The following is a 23,395-nucleotide window of genomic DNA, read 5'->3' as shown; positions in this document are numbered from 1 at the left end:
TTTCTGTTTTGCCGCTAAGCCTTTGAATTCGAATGGTGGGCGTGACAGGGATTGAACCTGTGACCCCTACGATGTCAACGTAGTGCTCTCCCGCTGAGCTACACGCCCATCCGATGGCGGCGCATAGATCACAAAACCTTTGGAGCCGTCAATAGGCTTTTTTCAGTTTTGTGACGCGCCGCCCGACAAGCCCTATGCGGCAAGCATTTTGTTGACCTCATCGACGAGGTCGCGCAGGTGGAAAGGCTTGGAAAGGACCTTGGCATCCTTCGGCGCCTTCGAATCGGGGTTCAGCGCCACGGCGGCAAATCCGGTGATGAACATCACCTTCAGGTCGGGGTCGAGTTCGGTGGCGCGGCGAGCCAGCTCGATGCCATCCATTTCGGGCATGACGATATCGGTCAGGAGCAGAGAGAACGGCTCCTCGCGCAGGCGGTCATAGGCGCTGGCGCCGTTGTCGTAAGAAAGGACCTTGTAGCCGGCCTTTTCCAGCGCTTTCACCAGGAAACGGCGCATGTCATTGTCGTCTTCGGCGAGAAGTATCTTCTGAGTCATCAATCCAGACCGCTAATCAATAGGTTTTGGGTGGGCTGCCAGCCGTTTACACTAGTCTTTGTCCGGTAAACAACCGGTGAATTGCCTATGCGCGACCGCCATCCCTCCTACATAGTATGGACTTGCGGCCGGGCAACTGGCAACATGGGCGAAGCAGTCAGTTCATGACATGGTAAAGAGGGCCAGAAGTGCCGGAAATCCGCGAATACGAGCTTTTTGAGGTTCATGAGCCCGTGTCGCAGACCATCCCTTTCGTCTACAACTCCCCCCATAGCGGCCGCGTTTATCCACCGGAATTCATCGCGCAGTCGAGGCTGGAAGGCATAGCGATCCGCCGTTCCGAGGACCATTACGTCGACGAGCTGTTCGGCTCGGCCGTCGAACTCGGCGCGCCACTGCTCGCCGCCAATTTTCCGCGGGCCTATCTCGACGTCAATCGTGAGCCCTACGAGCTTGATCCAAGGATGTTCGACGGGCTGCTGCCGCCCTATGCCAATGTCAATTCGCTGAGGGTCGCCGGCGGGCTTGGAACCATTCCGCGCATCGTTGCCGAGAATATGGAGATTTATGCACGGCGGCTGCCGGTGCAGGAGGGGCTCGATCGGGTCGAGGCAGTCTACAAGCCTTACCACGCGGCGCTGCGACGGCTGATCGCCCGCACCCATGTGCAGTTCGGCTTCGGCGTTTTGATCGACTGTCACTCGATGCCCGGCAATGTTCGGGTCGCGGGCTGCACCGGACGGCCCGATTTCATCATCGGCGATCGCTACGGCACCAGCGCTTCGGCCGAACTTTCGCGCGCCGCTATCGCCATCCTCGAGGAAATGGGCTTTGCTGCGATCCGTAACAAGCCTTACGCCGGCGGCTTCATCACCGAACATTACGGCCGTCCCTCGCGCGGTCTGCACGCGCTGCAGATCGAAGTGAACCGAGCGATCTATGTCGACGAGGTGACGCTGGAGAAGCGCGAGGATTTCGCCGCGGTTGCCGACGCCGTCGCGGCCTTCATGCGGCAGATGGCGGATCATGTCGAAAAATTCGCCGGCGATCGGGCGCTGGCCGCCGAGTAAACCTGCGATTTCCTGATCTCGGCTTGCCTCCCCAGGCCAAAAAAAACCGCGCTTGTCAGCGCGGCTAAGTCTAGGGAGGAAACACCCAAGGAGGGTATTTACAGTCAGAAGACTGTAATGACGACGCTACTATTGCGTTGCACAAATGTCAAGCAATATATTGCGCTGCGATATCTTTGGGCAATTCGCCCGAAGTTGCCCTCGTCGTTTGCATTCCCGCTCGTTTTCGCTATGAAAGCGCATTCCCGCCAGCCAAACGGTGTCACCATGCTTCCTGACCGTTCATTCTTCAATCGTCTGGCGGAGGTCGCCCGCGCCGAGACGCTGCCGCGCTTCCGCTCCGGCCTCGATGTCACGAACAAGCTTTCTTCCGGCTTCGATCCGGTGACGGAAGGCGATCGGGCGGCCGAGCTCGCCATCCGGGCGCTGATCGAGGAGAATTTCCCCGACCACGGCATTCTCGGCGAGGAGCATGGCGACGTCGGGCTCGACCGGGACTATGTCTGGGTGATCGATCCGATCGACGGCACGCGCGCCTTCATATCGGGCGTGCCGGTCTGGGGAACGCTGATCGGTCTGCAGAGGCAAGGCCGGGCGATCATGGGCATGATCGAGCAGCCCTTTACCGGCGAACGTTATTTTGCCGACGAGAACGGCTCGATCTATATCGGGCCGGAGGGTGAGCGACGGCTGGTGACCCGCCAGTGCGAGGCACTTTCGAGCGCCATCCTGTTCACGACCTCGCCACATCTCTTCACCGGCGGCGAGATGGAGAAATACCGGGAGATCGAGGCGCAGGTGCGGCTCTTCCGCTATGGATGCGACTGTTATGCCTATGCGCTGCTTGCCGCCGGTCATATCGATCTCGTCATCGAAAACGGGCTGAAGCCCTATGACGTCGGCGGCATTATTCCGGTCATCGAGGGGGCGGGCGGCATCATCACCACCTGGGACGGCGGACGGCCGGAAAATGGCGGCTCGATCATCGCCGCGGGCAGCCGCGCGGTCTATGAGCAGGCAATCGCCATCCTGCAGCGCTGAAGCCGGGCTCGGCAAAGCCGATGCCCCGGGTCGGAAACGCCGATGCCAGTCAGCTCGGTTGCTCCGACTTATGTGCCGAGGGCGGCGACATCACGGTTTTCTTCGGCATCGCTGCCGGGAATGAAGGCGTGGAAGGCGGCCAGCGCCGCGGCGCGATAGATATCCCGTTCCTGGAAGATCTCATGGCGGGCGCCGTTGATCGGCACCAGCTGGCCGGCGCGGAAATAACGCGAGAGCCGCTCCTGCGCCGTGTAGGGCACGACGCCGTCTCGTGTCGGGGCGATGACGATGGTCGGGATGGTGATCGAGAAGAGATGGTTGGGCGAGGTGACCCGGTCCATGGTCCGGAAGGCTTCGGTCAGCCAGCGGGCCGTCGGCGGCCCGAGCGTCAGTTCCGGATGAGCCTTCATCATCGCAACATTGCGCTCGAAGCGTGTTTCGTCCGAGGTCAGCGGATTGTCGCGGAAATCCGGCTCCTTCAGCTTCGAGTTCAGCGGCATGAAGCCGAGGCCGCTGGCGGTCAGCGCGCCGGCGAGGGCGCGGATGACGCGGGGCGAGGCCGACTGGCCGGTCAGGCCGATGAAGGGAGCCGATAGCACCATGCGATCAATGCGGGTAGTGAGATAGGGAGCGGCCGACAGCGCGATCAGCCCGCCGGTGGAATGGCCGAGCAGGTAGAAGGGCAGGCGGGTATCCGGCAGCACTATCTTTTCGAGGAAGGTGTCGAGGTCGCGCTCGTAATCGGAAAAGCGGCGGATATGACCGTGATTGCGGCGCTTCAGGAGCCGCGACGAACCGCCTTGGCCACGCAGGTCGAAGGTCGCGACCCAGAGGCCCTTGCCCGTCAAGTCACGGATCGTCTCGAAATATTTTTCGATATATTCGTTGCGGCCATGGATGATGACGACCGTGCCCTTGGCGATCTGGCCACCGGAGCGGAAAACGGCGTAACGCAGCCGGTGGCCGTCATGGGTTTCAAAGAACCCTTCGGTGCGGTTTTCCGGGGCGGGATTATCGGGCGTCGAATAGAGAACCTGATCCATGACTTACCAATGCGCCGCTGCTGAATGCTTCCCTCAGGGATAGCGCATGGCGACCAGCTTGGAAAGCCGGGGAAAAAGGGCCGGCGGGAGCGTGAGGGCGCTCGCGGCCGGCCCAAGTTTAGACTGAAGAAGAAGGGACGATGCACTTCAGCCATCGGGGCCAGTGTCACCCGACATCGTCATTTCTACACAGGCATGTCTGAACGCGTTCCGAACCGGCCGTTCACGCGGGGTTCACGGCCGGCGGAGGTGATTTCGAAAAGGTCTTGAACTCCTCGAACCGCATCACCATCTCCATCCAGCGGGTGCCAAAAGGGCCCGCGCAACCGTCCTGAGACTGCCAAGATGGGGTTTCAGGGGCATTTTACCGCAACACGTCGCTTCCCTAGGAGGACATCATGCGTCACGTAGACTTCTCTCCCCTCTATCGTTCGACAGTCGGTTTCGACCGGCTCTTCACCATGCTCGACAGCCTTGCTCAGCCGGAGCAGGCGCAGACCTATCCGCCCTATAATATCGAGCGCACCGGTGAAAACACCTATCGCATCACCATGGCGGTCGCCGGTTTCGACGAGACCGAGCTTTCGATCGAAGCTCGTGCGCATGTGCTGTCCGTGAAGGGTGAAAAGAATGAGGAGACCGCCGAAGGCGGTGAATTCCTCTATCGCGGCATTGCCAAGCGCGCCTTCGAGCGCCGCTTCCAGCTCGCCGATCATGTCGAGGTGGCAGCCGCTTCGCTGAAGAACGGCCTGCTTCACATCGACCTTCTGCGCAACATTCCCGAGGCCATGAAGCCCCGCAAGATCGGGATTGCCGCCGAGCCGGTCGAGGCTCCGAAGGCAATCGAGGCGCAGGTCATTAACGGTTAACAGCTGTCCCTCTGGGACACCGGACGGCGCCCCGATCGGGGCGCCGTTTTTTTTGTTGCCGTTCATCTTATTGTTCAGGCCGGGCTTGCGGCATCCTTCATCTGCTGTTCCGTTACTCGCCGGGCTGCTGCTGCGGCATATTTCTGGGCGATGACGGCGCAGACCATCAGCTGGATCTGGTGGAAGAGCATCAGGGGAAGCACGATCGCGCCAATCGACTGGCCGGCGAAGATGACGTTTGCCATCGGCACGCCGCTTGCCAGGCTCTTCTTTGAGCCGCAGAAGGTGATGGTGATCTCGTCGGCCTTGTCGAAGCCCAGCCAGCGGCTACCGAACATCGTCAAAACAAGGACAAAGGCCAGAAGCACGACGTCGGCGACGACGACGACGGCGATGTCGGCAATCGAGAAAGTGTTCCACAGTCCTTCGACGACCGCCGTCGAGAAGGCAAGATAGACCACCATCAGGATCGAGCCGCGGTCGACCGGCATCAGGATCTTCTTCTTGGCGCGAATCCAATCGCCGATCCAGGGCTGCAGGATCTGGCCAACGACAAAGGGGGCAAGCAACTGCAGCAGGATCTGCTGAAGCGCATCGAAGGAGAAGCCGCCATGGCCGCCGACGGAAAAGAGCAGGCCGACCAGCAGCGGCGTCAGGAACATGCCAAAAATGTTCGAGGCCGAGGCCGAGCAGATCGCGGCGGGCACGTTGCCGCCCGCCATCGAGGTGAAGGCGATCGACGACTGCACCGTCGACGGCAGCACGCAGAGGAAGAGAATGCCGAGATAAAGCGGCCGTGGCAGGATCGTGTCGGGGATGAAGCCGAGCCCAAGCCCGAGCAGTGGGAAGATGCCGAAGGTCGTCAGCAGGATGATCAGATGCAGCCTCCAGTGCAGCAGACCAGCAATGACGACGTCCCGGGAAAGGCGCGCTCCGTGCAGGAAAAACAGCGCCGCGATGGCAAGATCGGTGGCGATGCCGAAATAATCCGCAAAACTGCCGCTCGCCGGAAAAAGGGAGGCGAGGATGACGGCGCAGACGAGCAGGATCGTGAATGTATCGGGCAGAAAGCGGCGCATCGCGGTCTCGCAGCAATAAAGTAACCATTGTTCTGTCCTCCATTATGATCCAGGATGCAAGAAATAACAGTTATTGAGATTCTGGATTTCCTATGCTCGACCTCTCGCAGTTGCGCAGTTTCGTCGCCGTCGAACAGATGGGCAGCTTCACCCTTGCCGCGGAAAGGCTGGGCCTCGGGCAATCGACGGTCAGCCAGCATATCCAGCGGCTGGAGGCGGCACTCGGACGCAAGCTGCTCGCGCGCGACACGCACAAGGTGATGCTCACCGGTGATGGCGAGGCGCTGCTTTCGCGTGCGCGCGCCATGCTTTCGATCGAGGGGCAAGTGCAGGCGCTGTTCAAGAGCACCAGCCTGCGCGGCAGCCTCCGGCTCGGCGTGTCGGAGGATTTCGTCACCAGCCAGCTACCGGCGGTGCTGGAGGATTTCGTTCGGTTGCATCCGTCTGTGGACCTGGAGCTGACCGTGGCGCTCTCCGGCGTTCTTTACGAAATGCAGGACAATGGCGAAATCGATCTGGTGCTTGCCAAGCGCCGACTTGGCGATGGGCGCGGAAAGCTGGTCTATCGCGAGCCGCTCGTCTGGCTGGCGCGCGATCCTGAACGAGTACTCGCCTCCGGCCCATTGCCGCTGATCGCTTTTCCGCCGCCGAGCGTGACGCGGGCGATCGCTCTGGAAGCACTTGGGCGCAATGGCGTGCCATGGCGAATCGTCTGCACTTGCGGCAGTCTGAGCGGACTGACGGCAGCAGCGCGGGCGGGAATGGGCGTGCTGGTGCAGCCGCGCAGTATGGCTCCGCCCGGACTGAAAGAAATTGCTGCGGGAAAACTGCCGGTGCTCGAGGATGTGGAATTCGTATTGGTGCCGCGCAAGGGCGCGGATCAGGCGCTGGTCTCGGCACTCTCCGACGACATTCTGCAAAAGGTGAGAGGGCTGAGATCGGCATGAACCATCGCCGGCGCGGAGGAGCCCGGCTGGGCGACCCTCCGGTCGGCGTTCAGGCGGTCAGGCACCTCAGGAAACCATCCACGTCGGCCACTGTCGTCGCGAAGCTGGTGACCAGGCGGATCAGGGTTTCGCTTTCGGAAACGAGTTCCGACGTTGCCGCAGGCACCGGCCATTCGTAGAATTTCGCGCCTTTTTCCCCTGCGGTTCTTGCAGCACTCTTGCTGATGACGGCAAAGACCTCGTTGGAAGCGGTCGGCCAGGCGAGGCGCCCGGCGCTGCTGGCGGCAATACCGGCACGCAGCCGATCGGCCATGGCGTTCGAATGGCGGGCGAGATCGAGCCACAGACCGTTTTCGAAATAGGCGTCGAACTGGGCAGCGATGAAACGCGACTTGGAGAAAAGCTGGGCGGCGCGCTTGCGGATGAAGGGCATTTCCCGAGCCCGCTCCGGATCGAAAAAGATCATCGCCTCCGCGCACCAGCAACCGTTCTTGGTGCCGCCGAAAGACAGCATGTCGACGCCTCGCTTCCAGGTCATCTCCGCCGGGGTGGCATCGAGTGCGACCAGCGCATTGGTGAAGCGGGCGCCATCCATGTGGAGCGGCAGGTTGCGCTTCCTCGAGATGGCGGCGATCTCGCCGATCTCCGGCAGCGAATAGACGGTGCCGATCTCGGTCGATTGTGTGATGGTCACAGCGCTGGCGCGGCCATGACGGAGGGCATCTTCGGGGAAGTGGGCGATCTTTGCCGAAAGCTTGGCCGGATCGATCTTGCCGGCTTCGCCGTCGACGGCCATCAGGCGGGCGGAGCCGGAGAAGAATTCCGGCGCGCCGCATTCATCTTCGATCACATGGGCTTCCGAATGGCAGAAGGTAATCCCGCCGGGGCGCTGGACGCTCGCCAGCGCCAGGGAGTTGGCCGCCGTGCCGGTGGCCACGAAGAAAACGGAAACCTCACGCTCGAAGATCTCTGAGAAGCGGGCCTCGACCTTTTTGTCGAGATCGCCGGCACCATAAGCCGGAGCAAAACCGGCCGATTCCCTCAGCAGGCGTTCGGCAATGGATCGATGGGCGCCGGCCCAATTATCGGAAGCAAAGAACATGGCGGAGACCGTGGGGAGTGGAAGGGAGCTGGGAGGTTTCGCAGCGGACCTTACGCCAAAGCTTCACCGGATCAAGGTTGTCGCCACTGACGCATCACCAAAATTGAATTACGCAATCAATAAAAAGAATGCGGCTCCAAGGCGTAATTTTATTTCGCCATTGGGGTTTATCTGGCAATCTTCCGTCGCAAAATCACGATTTTTAACGGGGCGCTCTTGCGGACCGGGATCGTTTCTGGCATAGAACTGATGAATTAGGACAGTGTTGCTGTCCTATTTTGGTCCTTGCGGCCGAAGAGGCGCCGAAAACCCTGGCAGCGACGGGCTTTCACGCTATAGTTCTTCCAAGCGTCAAGCCCCAGGCGGCGCGCGGAGGCGAATGGCAGGCGCGGAACGCGGCGGTTTGCTTTCCCTTAAAGCAGATGTCTGCGGCCGATCTTCACAATGCAACAGCGCTGTCATGCGACGGACCTATTTTCGGGTTGCGGCGCAAGACGAAAAGCCGCCCGCGGCTCCGCGGGCTTCGACAGGAGGAAAGACGATGACGAAGACGCGATCCATGGAATTTGACCGGTTTGCCGCTGCAGAGGCGCGCGCGACGGCGAAGACGTCCAAATCCGCTTCCGGCCTGCCGAAGAAGCAGGGGCTTTACGATCCCGCCAACGAACATGATGCCTGCGGCGTCGGCTTCGTCGCGCATCTGAAGGGTGAGAAGTCGCACCAGATCGTCAAGGACGGCCTCTTCATTCTCGAGAACCTGACGCATCGCGGCGCCGTCGGCGCCGATCCGCTGATGGGCGACGGCGCCGGCATCCTGGTGCAGATTCCCGATCGCTTCTTCCGCGAGGAGATGGCGGCGCAGGGCATCACCCTGCCGCCGGTTGGCGAATATGGCGTCGGCCATATCTTCATGCCGCGCGACGAAAAGCAGATCGAGCACTTCAAGAAGGTGATCAGGGACGTCATCGTCGAGGAAGGCCAGGTCTTCATCGGCTTCCGCGACGTGCCAGTCGACAATTCGTCGCTTTCCAAGGCGCCTGATATCGCCGCGACCGAGCCGCATCACGTGCAGGTCTTCATCGGCGCCGGTGAAGACGCCGAAAACAACGACGAGTTCGAGCGTCGGCTGTTCACCCTTCGCAAGGTCATCTCAAACCGCATCTACGACGAGTTCGACGGCGAGGAGAGCAACTTCTATCCAGTGTCGCTGTCATCGGCGACGGTGGTCTACAAGGGCATGTTCCTGGCCTATCAGGTCGGCGCCTATTATAAGGACCTGTCGGACCCGCGTTTCGAAAGCGCGGTCGCCCTCGTGCACCAGCGTTTCTCGACCAACACCTTCCCGTCGTGGAAACTCGCGCATCCCTACCGCATGGTCGCCCATAACGGCGAGATCAACACGCTGCGCGGCAACGTCAACTGGATGGCGGCGCGCCAGGCGTCGGTCTCCTCACCGCTGTTCGGCGAGGACATCTCCAAGCTTTGGCCGATTTCCTACGAGGGGCAGTCAGACACGGCTTGTTTCGACAATGCACTGGAATTCCTGGTCCGCGGCGGTTACTCGCTGGCTCATGCGGTGATGATGCTGATCCCGGAAGCCTGGGCCGGCAACCAGTCGATGGCGGCCGAACGCAAGGCCTTCTACGAATATCACGCCGCGCTGATGGAGCCGTGGGACGGACCGGCTGCCGTCGCCTTCACCGACGGCAAGCAGATCGGCGCCACGCTCGACCGCAACGGCCTCAGGCCGGCGCGTTATCTCGTTACCGATGACGACCGCGTCATCATGGCATCCGAAGCCGGCGTTCTGCCGGTTCCTGAGGAGAAGATCATCCAGAAGTGGCGCCTGCAGCCGGGCAAGATGCTGCTGATCGACATGGAAGAAGGCCGCATCATCTCGGACGACGAGGTGAAATCGAAGCTTGCAACGGCGCATCCCTATCGCAACTGGCTCGACCGCACCCAGCTCATCCTCGAAGACCTGAAGCCGGTGGAGCCGAGGGCGCTGCGCCGCGACGTGTCGCTGCTCGACCGCCAGCAGGCCTTCGGCTACACGACCGAGGATACCAAGATCCTGATGTCGCCGATGGCGACGACGGGTCAGGAAGCGATCGGCTCGATGGGCACGGACACGCCGATCTCGGCAATGTCGGAAAAGCCGAAGCTGCTTTATACCTATTTCAAGCAGAACTTCGCGCAGGTGACGAACCCGCCGATCGATCCGATCCGGGAGGAGCTCGTCATGAGCCTCGTCTCCTTCATCGGCCCGCGCCCGAACATTCTCGACCACGAGGGCATGGCGAACGCCAAGCGCCTCGAAGTGCGCCAGCCGATCCTGACCAATGGCGATCTCGAAAAGATCCGCTCGATCGGCCATACGGAAGACCGCTTCGACACCAAGACGCTCGATTTCACCTATGATATCGAGCGCGGCGCGGCTGGCATGCCTGAAATGCTCGACCGGCTCTGCGAGCGCGCGGAGGCGGCCGTCAAGGGCGGCTACAACATCATCGTGCTCTCCGACCGCCAGATCGGTCCCGACAGAATCGCCATTCCGGCGCTGCTGGCGACGGCTGCCGTGCACCATCACCTGATCCGCAAGGGGCTTCGCACCTCTGTCGGCCTCGTCGTCGAGACGGGGGAGCCGCGCGAAGTGCATCACTTCTGCCTGCTCGCCGGCTACGGCGCCGAGGCGATCAACCCTTATCTCGCCTTCGACACGCTGCTCGACATGCATGCCAAGGGCGAGTTTCCGAAGGAAGTCGATGCATCCGAAATCGTCTACCGCTACATAAAGGCGGTCGGCAAAGGCATCCTCAAGGTGATGTCGAAGATGGGCATTTCGACCTACCAGTCCTATTGCGGCGCGCAGATCTTCGATGCGATCGGCCTGTCGTCGGAACTGGTCGATAAGTATTTCTTCGGAACCGCGACGATGATCGAAGGCATCGGCCTCGAAGCGATCGCTGAAGAGACCGTTGCCCGCCACACCGCAGCCTTCGGCAAGGATCCGCTGCTGGCGACAACGCTCGATATCGGCGGCGAATATGCCTACCGCATGCGCGGCGAAAGCCATGCCTGGACCCCGGACGCGGTTGCAGCCCTTCAGCATGCCGTGCGTGGCAATGCCGAGGATCGTTACCGCGAATTCTCCGAAATGGTGAACAACTCGGCGCTGCGGATGAACACGATCCGCGGGCTCTTCAACATCAAGAGCGCCGAGGCGCTCGGACGTAAGCCGGTATCGATCGACGAGGTCGAGCCGGCCGCCGATATCGTCAAACGTTTCTCGACCGGGGCGATGTCCTTCGGCTCGATCTCCAGAGAGGCGCATACGACGCTGGCGATCGCCATGAACCGGATCGGCGGGAAGTCGAACACCGGCGAAGGCGGCGAGGAATCCGACCGCTACATGCCGCTCTCCGATGGTTCGATGAACCCGGAACGCTCGGCGATCAAGCAGATCGCATCGGGCCGCTTCGGCGTCACCACCGAATATCTGGTCAATGCCGACGTGCTGCAGATCAAGGTGGCGCAGGGCGCCAAGCCCGGCGAAGGCGGCCAGCTTCCGGGTCATAAAGTCGACGCGACCGTTGCCAAGACCCGCCACTCGACGCCGGGTGTCGGCCTGATCTCGCCGCCGCCGCACCACGACATCTATTCGATCGAGGATCTGGCACAGCTGATCTACGATCTGAAGAACGTCAACCCGACCTCCGACGTCTCTGTCAAACTCGTCTCCGAAGTCGGTGTCGGCACCGTCGCCGCGGGTGTCGCCAAGGCGCGCGCCGACCATATCACGGTCGCCGGCTTCGACGGCGGCACGGGTGCCTCGCCGCTGACCTCGCTCAAGCATGCCGGTAGCCCCTGGGAGATCGGCCTTGCCGAAACCCAGCAGACGCTGGTGCTGAACGGCCTGCGTTCGCGAGTCGCGCTGCAGGTGGACGGCGGCCTCAAGACTGGCCGCGATGTCATCATCGGGGCGCTGCTGGGCGCCGACGAGTTTGGCTTTGCCACCGCGCCGCTGATCGCGGCCGGCTGCATCATGATGCGGAAGTGCCATCTCAACACCTGTCCGGTGGGAGTGGCGACGCAGGACCCGGTGCTGCGCAAGCGCTTCAAGGGCACGCCGGAGCACGTCATCAACTACTTCTTCTTCGTCGCCAACGAAGTGCGCGAGATCCTCGCCTCGCTCGGGTTCACCCGGCTCGACGACATTATCGGCGCTTCGGAGCTCCTGGAGAAGGACGAGATGCTGGCGCACTGGAAGGCGAAAGGCCTCGATTTCAGCCGCATCTTCCACAAGGTCGAGGCTGCCAAGGAGGAGACTTTCTGGACGAGCCGGCAGCAGCACCCGATCGATGATATTCTCGATCGCAAGCTGATCGAGCTTGCGCAGCCGGCGCTGACCGACAAGACGCCCGTCGCCTTCGAGGTCGGCATCAAGAACGTCGATCGTTCGGCGGGCGCAATGCTTTCCGGCGAAGTCGCTAAGCGCTTCCGCCATCGTGGGCTGAAGGAAGACACCATCAACGTGACGCTTCGCGGCACTGCGGGGCAGAGCTTCGGCGCATTCCTGGCGCGCGGCGTTACCTTCAACCTGATCGGCGACGGCAACGACTATGTCGGCAAGGGGCTTTCGGGAGGCAAGATCATCATCCGGCCGCCGGAGAATTCGCGGATCGTCGCCGAAAACTCGATCATCGTCGGCAACACCGTGCTTTACGGTGCGACCGAGGGCGAATGCTATTTCCGCGGCGTTGCGGGCGAACGTTTCGCCGTGCGCAATTCGGGTGCGATCGCCGTCGTCGAAGGTGTCGGCGACCATGGTTGCGAATACATGACCGGCGGCGTCGTCGTCGTGCTCGGCGGCACTGGCCGCAACTTCGCGGCCGGCATGTCCGGCGGCGTCGCTTACGTGCTCGATGAAACAGGCGATTTCGCCAGCCGCTGCAACATGGCGATGGTGGAGCTCGAGCCGGTGCCGGAGGAGGACGACATGCTGGAGAAGCTGCATCATCACGGCGGCGATCTCATGCACAAGGGACGTGTCGACGTCTCGGGCGACATGACGCGTCATGACGAGGAGCGTCTCTACCAGCTGATCTCCAACCATCTGCACTATACGGGCTCCGCCCGCGCCAAGCAGATCCTCGACAATTGGGCCGACTACCGTCCGAAGTTCCGCAAGGTCATGCCTGTGGAATACCGCCGTGCGCTCGAGGAAATGGAGCGTAGCCGGATGGGTATCGCCGCGGAGTGATTTGCGCCGGATATCGGCCGCCTGCCGAGCGCAGATGGGCGATGTCGGAAACGTCTCGATGACCCGTAACGATCATGCCGGTGAAGGCCGCCTGGATCGCGCGGATGGTTCAGGGGATATGTTCCAATGACGGTCAAGAGAAGCAACCCGCCCGGGATACCGGGACTGACGACAGAAACTGGCCGCGGGTGAGGCGGTCATGAGGGTAAGGGACGAAGAAATGGGTAAGGTAACAGGATTTCTGGAAATCGACCGGCAGGTGGCGAAGTACCAGCCGGCGTCGGATCGCATCCGTCATTTCCGCGAGTTCACGATCCCGATGTCGGACCCTGAAGTGCAGAAACAGGCGGCGCGCTGCATGGACTGTGGCATCCCCTATTGCCACGGCCCCACAGGCTGCCCGGTTCACAACCAGATTCCCGACTGGAACGACCTCGTTTACAACAACAACTGGGAAGCGGCGATCCAGAACCTGCATTCCACCAACAACTTCCCGGAGTTCACCGGCCGCGTTTGCCCCGCCCCCTGCGAGGAAGCCTGCACTTTGAATCTCGAGGATGCGCCGGTCGCCATCAAGACAGTCGAGCAGGCGATTGCCGACAAGGCTTATGAACTCGGTTTCATCCGGCCGCAGCCGGCGACGGTCCATACCGGCAAGAAGGTCGCCGTCATCGGTTCCGGCCCCGCCGGTATGGCTGCCGCCCAGCAGCTCGGTCGCGCCGGCCACGACGTGCATGTCTATGAGCGTGAGACCAAGCCGGGCGGTTTGCTGCGCTACGGCATTCCCGACTTCAAGATGGAGAAGAACTTCATCGACCGTCGCGTCGAGCAGATGAAGGGCGAGGGCGTGACCTTCCATTGCGGCGTCAATGTCGGCGTCGACGTCAAGGTCGAACAATTGCTGGCCGAACACGACGCCGTCCTTTACTGCGGCGGCTCCGAGACGCCGCGCGAGGCGGGCATTCCGGGCACCGACCTTGCCGGGGTGCATGATGCGATGCCCTATCTGGTGCAGCAAAACCGCCGCGTCGGGCGCGAGAACATCGACAGTGTCGGCTGGCCGTCGGATCCGATTCTTGCCGGCGCCAAACATGTGGTCGTCGTCGGCGGCGGCGATACGGCTTCGGACTGCGTCGGCACGGCCTTCCGCCAAGGCGCCGTCAAGGTCACCCAGCTCGATATCCGGCCGCAGCCGCCTGAGAAGGAAGACAAGCTTGCTGTCTGGCCCTTCTGGGCGACGAAGATGCGCACGTCCTCCTCGCAGGCTGAGGGCGCAGTGCGCGAATTCCAGGTTGCGACGCTCGAATTCATCGGCGAGGACGGCGTGCTGACCGGCGTCAAGTGCTGCGAGGTCGACGAGCGCCGGCGGCCGGTCGCCGGTACGGAATTCGTCATTCGCGCCGATCTCGCCTTCATCGCCATCGGTTTCCGCGGCCCGTTCACCACAAGCGTGCTGAAGGAGCTCGAAGGCAAGCTGACGCTCAACACCGACAAGCGCGGCTCAACCAACGTCGTCGCAAACGACCGCGACTACAAGACTTCGGTCGACAAGTTTTGGACGGCGGGCGATGTGCGCCGCGGCCAGTCGCTGGTGGTCTGGGCGATCCGCGAAGGCCGCCAAGCAGCGCGCGCCATCGACGAGGCGTTGATGGGCTCGACCGTCCTGCCGAACTGATCGCACCTCATATAGGCTGACGAAGACACGAACTCCGCCTTTCCGGCGGAGTTTTTTATTGTGCGCGGCGCATCCGGCGGGACCTCTTTTCGCCGGTGCGACCGCTTGACGCGCCAGGCTGGGGCGCAAGCTTGAAGCAATGCCGGAGGGTGAGGCTTATGCCTGACGCGGGCTCAGGAAGAGCCGCCGCGAATGATCGACAAGGATTATTCAAATGGTTTCTGCACTCGATAATACCAGGATGGTTTCGGCCCAATACGCATTGAAGAATCTTCGTAGCTCCGATGAAAGCTCAGAGGATACGCAGAGTTCGTCGGCGGCGAGCATTCTGAGCAGCTATGGACTCGATTCGAGTTCGGCGTCGCTTCTTTCCAATCAGGCGCTGTCGGGGCTGCTCGGCGCGCTTTCGTCCAAGGACGACACCTCAGATGAGACTGACACGACTGGCGACAGCGCCGATGTGACCAGCGCCTCCTTCATGTCGATGCTGAAGCAGCAGCTGCAGGAAGCAGCCGCGGCCGAAGGCGAAAGCGGCAAGGCTCACGATATGCTGGCTGCGCTCGAAGCAGGCACGCTCACCATCTCCGATCCGACGCAGGGCGTGTCGGTCCCTGCCTGGGACATCGATGATCCGGACGAGGCCGACACCGAAAGCAAGGCCGGCGAGGCGATCGATGTCAGCGGTTGGAGCGACTTCCTCGATGCGCATCTGGAGCGCGGCAGCGACGGGGCCTTCGTCAAGGAGAACGGCAGCTATGTCGACCAGACGAATGCCAGCCATGCCTTCTTCGGGCTGATCGGCTCGAATTACTATTATCTGAGCTGGCCGCAGGCAGCATAAGAAGGCCGCCTCGTCTAGTTTCTATTTCACCGAGACTTCGGCCGTCGTCTTGGCCGCCGGCATGCGATAGTCGTCGACGCGACCGACAGGTGCCGGCGTCATCTCGCCCTGCTCGACCAGGAGATCGCGCGGCGATTTCGTCAGCGTCACCGGTGGCGGCCTTGCTCCCAGGAGCTCGGCGCCGCCATCAAGATTGGGATCGGAGAGGCTGATCGGCACGGTATGCTCGACCGGATTGGTGGGAAGGCCGAGGCCCGGCAGGTTGCTTTCATCGAGGCGCACCAGATCGGGGCTTGCCTGGGTTCCGAGAATCCGGCGGGCGGGCTTTTCCACATAGAAGGCAAGCTTACGCCGGCCGGCCTGCGTAAGGTTGATGCCGTCGGAGGTGCGCAGGCGCACCTGCTGGCCGTTCACGTCGGAACCGGTGACGATGAAGGTGCCGTTTTCGTCGACGAAGCCATCCCAGATGTCGACGAATTCGCCGCCGATGCTCTCGACCTGGTTACGATAGAGCTGGTTCATCTGGACAGCATCGGCCGTCATCTGATCGGATTCGAAGGCAGGAAGACCGACCCAGAGCAGCGGTATCTTGCGGCTGGTGACTTCCTTTCCGAAAGAAAGGACACGACGGCGATATTCGGCAAACCAGCCGTCGGTGCGGAACTTCTCCTTCGCGCTGTCGGTCACCATCTGCTGGCGGTCATTGGCGCCGATCATGACGACGACCATTGCCGGCTTCAGCTCGTCGATCATCTTCGGTAACTGTTCCGGCCAGTCGTAATAGTCGTCGCGGACAAGGCCTGAGGAAATGTTGCCGCGGGCTTCGACGACGACGCCCGGTGAAGTCTCGAAGGCGGCGGTGAGCCCGTCGCCGAGGCCGCTGGCAAGGAAATCGCCGACGATCAGGATTTTCCGGGCGTCGCCAAGCTTCTGCACGACCGGCTCTTCCTGCACGGGCGGGCGCACAGGCGATGCGGTGCGGGTATTGATCACGGCTTTCTGGGCTGGCGGCGGGCGCTTGCGCTGCTGGCGTCTCGGCTGCGGCACATCAGGAGCCTGCGGGCTGTCGTCGAGATAGCGCCTGCCGAGGAAGAAATCCAAGATCGACCGGCGCTGATAGCGCTGCTCTTGGGCTTGCGCGACAGTCACCGGCGCAACAGCGCCGAGACAAAGCGAAGCCGCCATCAATGCGAGCATGAGCCAGCGGATTTTAGGGGTCCGGTCAGTTTTCTTCATCATGGGCAGTTCCGCAGAGGGCAAGCCAGCTTCTACCCCCGCTATGTAGGTCACGGTTGGGCCGCTTCTAGCGGCGAAGCGCGTTCAGAAGCGGCAACGAGGGCTCGCCGTCCGGCTGCATGCCGATTCGCTCCTGCACGGCCGATATCGCCGCTTTCGAACCTGAGCCGAAATTGCCGTCGACCTCGCCATTGTAATATCCGAGCGTCTTGAGACGAGTCTGCAGCTCGAATTTCTCGGTGATGTCGAGCGCGCCGTCGGGACGCGGCCAGCGCTGCTGCATGCCGCCATAGCCGGCGATCTGGTCGGCCAGCAGGCCGACGGCAAGCGCATAGCTGTCCGACGCATTATAGTTCTTGATGGTGAAGAAGTTTGCCGTCATCAGAAAGCCGGGGCCGCCGGCTCCGGCCGGCATTTTCAATACGGCTTTGGTGCCGCCGTCGCGGAAGGCCTTGCCATTCGGCCGTTTCAGGCCGAGCTCCGCCCATTGGGCGAGCGTATGGGTCTTGCCGATCTGCTTGGCGGCTGCCGCGGGGACGACGACCTCGTAGCCCCAGGTCTTGCCAGTATCCCAGCCGTTCTTCATCAGGAGATTGGCCGAGGTCGCCAGCGCGTCCGGCACCGAATTCCAGATATCGCGATGGCCGTTGCCGTCGGCATCGACAGCGTAGAGCAGATAGCTTGTCGGGATGAACTGAGTGTGGCCCATGGCGCCCGCCCAGGAGCCGGTCATCTGACGTGCCGGCACATCGCCGTTCTGGAGGATCTTCAGCGCGGCAACCAGCTGCTTCTTGGCGAATTTGGCGCGGCTCGGATCGGCATAGGCAAGGGTTGCCAGTGCGCGCGGCACATAGTGCAGCCGGTCGTCCTTGTCGAGAATCGCGCCGTAATTCGATTCCATCGACCAGATCGCGAGCAGAATGGTCTTGTCGACGCCGAAGCGCTGCTCGATCGCATTGAGCGTCCGCGCATGCTTGACGGCCATCTCGCGGCCGATCCTGACGGTGTAGGGGTTAACGCGGGAATCAATGTAATCCCAGATCTTCGAGGTGAATTCCGGTTGATAGGCCGCCTTTTCGAGCACGGTCGGGTCGGGTTCGCTCACCCCGGAAAAGGCCTTTTGATAAGTTGCCTTACTGATGCCACTCTCAGCGGCTGTTTGGTAAAAGTCCGCGATCCATTTCTGGAACCGGGAATCGGCTTTCGCGTTGTCGGGGGCGAGCCCCACCTGGGCGGCGACAACGAGGGCGAGAGCAAGGCCACGAAGGGAGTTTTTGTGATTCTGGATCATCGACAGTCGTATCCGTCATCTTCAGTTTTCGGTGCAGCAGGGGGCATCATGTCCGCCCAGACCCGAGACTACAGGAACGGAGTCAACAAATTCTTTACCATGGCGGCCCGCGGCGGTCACCATTGCAAAACAGTAGCAATTCTATACTAGTCAGACATGAACGGCTTTATTTAAAAGGCGATTTAGTCAAAGCAGGAGGCCTGTGTGGCGCATCACAATAAAGTTCGTAAGGCAGTTTTTCCGGTGGCAGGGTTGGGAACGCGGTTCCTGCCGGCAACGAAGGCTGTTCCGAAGGAAATGTTGACCGTTGTCGACAAGCCTATCATTCAATATGTCGTCGATGAGGCGCTCGAAGCCGGAATCGAGCATCTGGTCTTCGTTACCGGACGCAACAAGCACATTATCGAAGACTACTTCGACATCCATTTCGAGCTGGAACAGACGCTGCGCGAGCGAGCCAAGGAAGCGGAAATTACCCTTCTTGCCGAGCAACTGCCGAAGGCAGGAACGGTAAGCTTCACCCGTCAGCAGGAACCGCTCGGCCTCGGTCACGCCGTCTGGTGCGCCCGCGAAATCGTCGGCGACGAACCTTTTGCGCTGCTGCTGCCGGATATGATCATGAAGGGCGACAAGGGCTGCATGAAGGGGATGATCGACCTCTACAGCCAGAGCGGCGGCAATATCATCGCCGTCGAGGAATGTGCGCCCGATCAGGCTCATAAATACGGCATCGTCGGCGTCGGCGAAGCGATCGGCGAAGGCTTCCGCATCACCGGCATGGTGGAAAAGCCTGCCAAGGGAACGGCGCCGTCCAACTTCTTCATCAACGGCCGCTACATCCTGCAACCGGAGATCTTTAAGATCCTCGAAACTCAGGAACGTGGTGCCGGCAACGAGATCCAGCTCACCGACGGCATGCTGAAGCTACTGAAGGAACAGGATTTCGCCGGCTACCATTTCCGCGGCACGACCTACGATTGCGGCGCCAAGGACGGCTTCATCCTGGCAAACGTCGCCTACGCCCTCGAACGTGCTGATATCCGTCCGTCTGTCGAAGGCGGCTTCAAGGAACTGCTCGCAGGGCTGAAGTAAGGCTTCACTCAGACTTGTCATTGATAAACGCCGCGCCTTCCATCGAAGCGCGGCGTTTATCTTTTCAGCTTGAGGCCGACCCCCGCGCGCCATTGCCGCGAGTCGTCGGCGTCCTTGCGTGTCGTCAGTTCGTAGCCAAGCGTGCTGGTGAGATCGAGATAGCGGTTGATGTTCCAGGTCAGGCCGGTCGCCGCAGTATAGACGAGCTCGTCGCTAATTGTGCTGTCGGTGGGATAGTCGCGCCATATGACGCCGCCGATCATGGTTCCGACCAGATTGTCGCGCAGCTGGTGGGTGACCGTCGTCGTCAGCGCATGCGAGACGTAGCCGCTCTCGCCAGCGGTGGTCGAGGGCTGGATGCTCGTCTGCAGGTCGAGATTGACGTCGGTGCCGCGGATCGGTGACCAGAGCAGGCTCGCATCGAGCGTGGCCGTATCGATCGAGGTCAGCCGGCTGTCTTCGAAATCCGCCCTTTCGTAGCCGACGCCGACTTCACCCTTCAGCTTTTCGCCGAGGTCGACCTCGACGCCGGCTTTGGCGCCATAACTATGGCTTGAGCGCTCGTAACCGGCGGAATCGCGCGTCTCGTCGTAGATCGTACGGCCGATCGTGGCCTCGATGAATGGGATGAGCGCCGGCGACAGCTCGTAGCCGACGCGACCGCGCAGCGTACCGGTCGTCTGATTGCGATCGCTCAACGCCACGGTCGTGCCGTTCGCAAGCGTGGCGTCGGAATAGATCGAACGGTTCAGGGCGAGCGCCGTCGTGCCGCGCAAGATGCCGAAATCGCGCTGGACGGAGGCGCCGGCGGTGAACTCCTGCACGTCGGACTGCTGTGTGGCATCGGCGATGGCGTCGGGATCGTCCGTATCCTCGCGGTAGAAGTTATAGCCGGCCGTGAGATGCGCGACCGTGTCGTCGGGAAGGTCCAGCCGGAGATCGCCGTTGACCTTGAATGACGGCTGCTCCTCGCCTTCACCGCTGATATTCCTCTGCCAGGCGCCTTCCGAGGTCACGGTCAGCTGGTGCCGTCCCCAGTCGGAGGTGAGCGTCGCGGCTGCGTCCGTTTCGAGGAAAGCGCGCCGCTGCCTGGTATTGCCGTCCTTGGTGGTCTCGGTGTTGATGCTTTGGGTCACGCTCGGACGGAGCACGAAGGTGCCGATCGCAATGCCGGGTGTTTCTGCCGTCGAGGCATTTTCGCCAGCCCTGCGGATCGGCGGCGTCTCGTCGATCCGCGCTTCACGGGTGTTCAGTCGGCGCATGTCCTCATCGAGAATGGAGCCGGTAATGTCGTCACCGGCTTGCGCGTCCGGTATGGCGGGCCTCTGCTGGGTATCGTCCGGATCTCCCGCCGCACCCGTTGCCACAGGAGTGGCAGAAACGCTGATTTCGTCATCGAAGCTGGCTGCGGCATTGTTCGTAGTGCGATTGTCCGGGCTGGCGGAGCGGCTAGCGACAGGCTGCTGTGAGGCGGACTGTGCGAGTGCTGCAGTCTGGCCGAACAGCAGTGTGCCGAAGGCAGTAAAGTAGACGACACGCCTCATCGCGCGGAGCGGCGTCACACTGCTCGTCTGTTTTGGTTGGCCCATTCACTCGCCTGACATGCTTTCGGTTCTTACTCAAAGGTAAAGCCTTGTGGTTAATCATTCGTTGTCGCCGGCGGGCGCTGTTCACAATTCGGAAATGGTGCGGGGTGGACTTGGAAAGTGAAAAGGTCTAACGCATCTCCATGAACAGAAGAGCGATCAAACTCGTTGAAAACAGCGTGCTCGAATCGGCAAAACGCACGATAGAGACCGAGAAACGCGGTCTTGAAGCGCTCGAACGGGCCTTTGACAACGGACTGGCCGGCCCTTTCACCCGCGCCGTCGAAATCATCGGCGACATCTCCGGCCGGGTCATCGTTACCGGCGTCGGCAAGAGCGGCCATATCGGTACCAAGCTCGCGGCGACATTCGCCTCGACCGGCACCCCCGCCTTTTTCGTGCATGCGGCCGAAGCCAATCATGGCGATCTCGGCATGATCGCGCGCGATGACGTCGTCTTGGCGATTTCCAAAGGCGGCGAGAGCGCCGAGCTCAAGAGTATCATTTCCTTCACGCGGCGCTTCTCGATCCCCTTGATCGCGATCACCTGCAGCGAAGCTTCCTCGCTTGCGACGGCCGCCGACATCGTGCTTCTGGTCCCGAATGAACAGGAAGCCTGCCCCAACGGGCTGGCGCCGACGACCTCGACGCTGATGCAGCTTGCACTCGGCGACGCCTTGGCGGTCGCACTCCTGGAGGCGCGGGGCTTTTCCGCCACCGATTTCCACGTTTTTCATCCCGGTGGCAAGCTGGGTGCGAGCCTGATGCATGTCGCCGATATCATGCATACCGGCGAGAAGGTGCCGCTCGTTGCCAAAGGCACGCCGATGCCGCAGGCGATCACGGTGCTGTCGCGCAAGCATTTCGGCTGCGTCGGCGTGCTCGACGAGGATGGGCGGCTCTGCGGCATCGTCACCGAAGGCGACATGGCTCGGAACCTGAGCCGCAATCTTGCTGAGCTTGCCGTCGACGACATCATGACGACGACGCCGAAGACGGTGAAACCGACGGTGCTGGCGACGGCGGCTCTGGCGCTGCTCAACCAGCACCACATCGGTGCCCTGATCGTTATCGACGAGGATATCAGGCCGATCGGGCTGGTGCACTTCCACGACCTGCTGCGGATCGGCGTCGCCTGATCAGACCGGTTCGACCCGCAGGTCGCGGCCATGACACGAGATGACCTTCACCTGTGTTCCTACGGGCAAATCGGGCCCCATTACCTGCCATAGCGTATCGTCGAGGCGGATGCGGCCGCGGCCCTCGCGGATCGGCTCCTGCAGCGTGGCAGTGCGTCCGACAAGACTTGCGCCGCGCTGATTGAGGAAGGGCTCGTCGGTCTCGGCGCTGCGCAGCGTCAGCCGGCGGCCAGCAAAGGTCGTGGCGACGGCCAGAACCGCAAAAAGGATCGCTTGCAGTTCCCAGACCCAGAAGGCGCTGTCCCAGAAGAGCAGCGACAGTGCGCCGACGATCAAGGCCGCGAGGCCGATCCAGACGAGGAAGAAACCGGGCACGATCATTTCGGCGGCGAGCAGCACGAGGCCCGCAACCCACCAGTTCCATGGACCGAGTTCGGCGATGATCTTCGCCAGCATGGCTTATCGCTCCTGATCCGGATTGAAGGGATTGGGGGCAGGCGGATTGATCGGCGGCGTAGAGCGGATCGGCGCGGGACGCGGACGCGGCGGGGAAGGCGGCGGCGGATTGCCGGCGTCCCCGAAGACTTCGCGGGCGATGGCGCCGATGCCGCCGAGCGAGCTCAGGATGGAAGAGGCTTCCATCGGCATCAGCACGATCTTGGAATTGGGCGCCGAGCCGACCGAGGCGAGCGCTTCGGTGTATTTCTGGGCGACGAAATAGTTGATCGCCTGAACATCACCGGCGGCAATCGCTTCGGAGACCATCTTCGTCGCCTTGGCTTCGGCCTCGGCCAGTCGCTCGCGGGCTTCGGCGTTGCGGAAGGCGGCTTCGCGCTGGCCTTCTGCCTGCAAAATGGCGGATTGCTTGGCGCCCTCGGCCCTGAGGATCTGCGCGTTGCGCGCTCCTTCGGCTTCCAGTACCTGGGCGCGCTTCTCGCGCTCGGCCTTCATCTGGCGGGCCATCGCATCGACGAGGTCGCGCGGCGGCTGGATGTCCTTGATTTCGACGCGGGTGACCTTAATGCCCCAGGGCTGCACCGCCTCATCGACGACGCGCAGTAGCCGGTCATTGATCGCGTCGCGGTTGGAAAGCAGTTCGTCGAGATCCATGGAGCCCATGACCGAGCGGATGTTGGTCATGGTGAGATTGAGGATGGCATTTTCGAGGTGGGAAACCTGGTAGGCGGCCTGGGCAGCATTCAGAACCTGAAAGAAGGCGACGGCATCGGCTGAAACCGAGGCATTGTCTTTGGTAATCACTTCCTGGGTCGGCACATTCAGTACCTGCTCCATCACGTTCATTCGCGCTCCGACGCGCTCGATGAAGGGAGTGATGAGGTTGAGGCCCGGCTCCAGCGTGCGGGTATAACGGCCGAAGCGCTCGATGGTGTAGCGATAGCCCTGCGGTACGGTCTTGATCCCGGCAAAGAGCACCAAAATGACGAAGATGACCAGCACGATCACGACGATGTCGAAGCCGCCGAACAGCATGAAAATTCCTCCCATCGGCGCATGCGCGCCTGCCCAACTGATGTGGTGAGTTAGCACGTTATTTGCGAGGAAGAA

Annotated in this window: 18 protein-coding genes and 1 tRNA gene; 9 read left to right on the top strand and 10 right to left on the bottom strand. The window is 61.8% G+C overall.

What is annotated here, in order from left to right:
- Positions 1–33: 33 nt before the first annotated feature.
- Together NXC14_RS18790 and cpdR1 are read right to left on the bottom strand one after the other, a co-directional pair.
- Positions 34–108, bottom strand: a tRNA-Val gene (locus NXC14_RS18790).
- A gap of 84 nt (positions 109–192) precedes the next feature.
- Complete coding sequence (gene cpdR1 / locus NXC14_RS18785; RefSeq protein ID WP_003542883.1) at positions 193–555, bottom strand: response regulator CpdR1; 363 nt, start codon at positions 553–555, stop codon at positions 193–195.
- A gap of 188 nt (positions 556–743) precedes the next feature.
- Between cpdR1 and NXC14_RS18780 the strand changes: the two genes are divergently transcribed.
- Positions 744–1,625 (top strand): N-formylglutamate amidohydrolase, encoded by an 882-nt coding sequence (locus NXC14_RS18780; RefSeq protein ID WP_085779417.1) that lies wholly within the window; start codon positions 744–746, stop codon positions 1,623–1,625.
- A gap of 267 nt (positions 1,626–1,892) precedes the next feature.
- Complete coding sequence (hisN, locus tag NXC14_RS18775; RefSeq protein ID WP_085780191.1) at positions 1,893–2,666, top strand: histidinol-phosphatase; 774 nt, start codon at positions 1,893–1,895, stop codon at positions 2,664–2,666.
- A 68-nt stretch (positions 2,667–2,734) separates the two neighbouring features.
- Here hisN and NXC14_RS18770 read toward each other — a convergent pair whose 3' ends face one another.
- Complete coding sequence (locus NXC14_RS18770; RefSeq protein WP_085779416.1) at positions 2,735–3,709, bottom strand: alpha/beta hydrolase; 975 nt, start codon at positions 3,707–3,709, stop codon at positions 2,735–2,737.
- 398 nt (positions 3,710–4,107) lie between these two features.
- Between NXC14_RS18770 and NXC14_RS18765 the strand changes: the two genes are divergently transcribed.
- A complete protein-coding gene (locus NXC14_RS18765) occupies positions 4,108–4,578 on the top strand; it encodes an Hsp20 family protein (protein WP_085779415.1) in 471 nt (156 codons plus the stop codon).
- A gap of 74 nt (positions 4,579–4,652) precedes the next feature.
- Here NXC14_RS18765 and NXC14_RS18760 read toward each other — a convergent pair whose 3' ends face one another.
- Entirely contained in the window at positions 4,653–5,657 is a 1,005-nt protein-coding gene (locus NXC14_RS18760) for a bile acid:sodium symporter family protein (RefSeq protein WP_085779414.1), read from the bottom strand.
- Between the two features lie 92 nt (positions 5,658–5,749).
- On the opposite strand from NXC14_RS18760, the gene NXC14_RS18755 reads away from it, so the two are divergent.
- Positions 5,750–6,604 (top strand): LysR substrate-binding domain-containing protein, encoded by an 855-nt coding sequence (locus tag NXC14_RS18755; RefSeq protein WP_085779413.1) that lies wholly within the window; start codon positions 5,750–5,752, stop codon positions 6,602–6,604.
- A 49-nt stretch (positions 6,605–6,653) separates the two neighbouring features.
- Here NXC14_RS18755 and NXC14_RS18750 read toward each other — a convergent pair whose 3' ends face one another.
- Positions 6,654–7,706: a low specificity L-threonine aldolase gene (locus NXC14_RS18750; protein WP_085779412.1), complete on the bottom strand. Its 1,053-nt coding sequence runs from the start codon at positions 7,704–7,706 to the stop codon at positions 6,654–6,656.
- Between the two features lie 541 nt (positions 7,707–8,247).
- Here NXC14_RS18750 and gltB point away from each other — a divergent pair.
- From gltB to NXC14_RS18735, 3 genes are all read left to right on the top strand, one after another.
- On the top strand, positions 8,248–12,969 hold the full coding sequence (gene gltB / locus NXC14_RS18745) for a glutamate synthase large subunit (protein WP_085779411.1): 4,722 nt from the start codon (positions 8,248–8,250) through the stop codon (positions 12,967–12,969).
- Positions 12,970–13,189: 220 nt separating this feature from the next.
- On the top strand, positions 13,190–14,644 hold the full coding sequence (locus NXC14_RS18740; RefSeq protein ID WP_085779410.1) for a glutamate synthase subunit beta: 1,455 nt from the start codon (positions 13,190–13,192) through the stop codon (positions 14,642–14,644).
- A 214-nt stretch (positions 14,645–14,858) separates the two neighbouring features.
- Positions 14,859–15,485, top strand: coding sequence for a hypothetical protein (locus NXC14_RS18735; RefSeq protein WP_085779409.1), 627 nt, complete (start codon positions 14,859–14,861; stop codon positions 15,483–15,485).
- Between the two features lie 21 nt (positions 15,486–15,506).
- Here the strand turns inward: NXC14_RS18735 and NXC14_RS18730 are convergent, their stop codons facing one another.
- Positions 15,507–16,724 carry a DUF459 domain-containing protein gene (locus NXC14_RS18730; protein WP_085779408.1) on the bottom strand — a complete coding sequence of 406 codons (1,218 nt, stop codon included), beginning with the start codon at positions 16,722–16,724 and terminating at the stop codon, positions 15,507–15,509.
- Positions 16,725–16,788: 64 nt separating this feature from the next.
- On the bottom strand, positions 16,789–18,012 hold the full coding sequence (locus NXC14_RS18725; RefSeq protein WP_085779407.1) for a lytic murein transglycosylase: 1,224 nt from the start codon (positions 18,010–18,012) through the stop codon (positions 16,789–16,791).
- 204 nt (positions 18,013–18,216) lie between these two features.
- On the opposite strand from NXC14_RS18725, the gene galU reads away from it, so the two are divergent.
- A complete protein-coding gene (gene galU, locus NXC14_RS18720) occupies positions 18,217–19,104 on the top strand; it encodes a UTP--glucose-1-phosphate uridylyltransferase GalU (protein ID WP_085779406.1) in 888 nt (295 codons plus the stop codon).
- A 56-nt stretch (positions 19,105–19,160) separates the two neighbouring features.
- Here galU and NXC14_RS18715 read toward each other — a convergent pair whose 3' ends face one another.
- Positions 19,161–20,693, bottom strand: a complete 1,533-nt coding sequence (locus NXC14_RS18715) for an outer membrane beta-barrel protein (protein WP_085779405.1) — start codon at positions 20,691–20,693, stop codon at positions 19,161–19,163.
- Between the two features lie 140 nt (positions 20,694–20,833).
- Between NXC14_RS18715 and NXC14_RS18710 the strand changes: the two genes are divergently transcribed.
- Positions 20,834–21,829 (top strand): KpsF/GutQ family sugar-phosphate isomerase, encoded by a 996-nt coding sequence (locus NXC14_RS18710; protein WP_085779404.1) that lies wholly within the window; start codon positions 20,834–20,836, stop codon positions 21,827–21,829.
- Here NXC14_RS18710 and NXC14_RS18705 read toward each other — a convergent pair whose 3' ends face one another.
- On the bottom strand, positions 21,830–22,285 hold the full coding sequence (locus NXC14_RS18705; protein ID WP_085779403.1) for an NfeD family protein: 456 nt from the start codon (positions 22,283–22,285) through the stop codon (positions 21,830–21,832).
- Positions 22,286–22,288: 3 nt separating this feature from the next.
- Complete coding sequence (locus NXC14_RS18700; RefSeq protein ID WP_085779402.1) at positions 22,289–23,320, bottom strand: SPFH domain-containing protein; 1,032 nt, start codon at positions 23,318–23,320, stop codon at positions 22,289–22,291.
- Positions 23,321–23,395 lie beyond the last annotated feature (75 nt).

This window comes from Rhizobium sp. NXC14, from assembly GCF_002117485.1.
Taxonomy (GTDB): domain Bacteria; phylum Pseudomonadota; class Alphaproteobacteria; order Rhizobiales; family Rhizobiaceae; genus Rhizobium.
The sequence above is the reverse complement of the archived record's forward strand: the minus strand, read 5'-3'. Positions and strand labels throughout refer to the sequence as shown.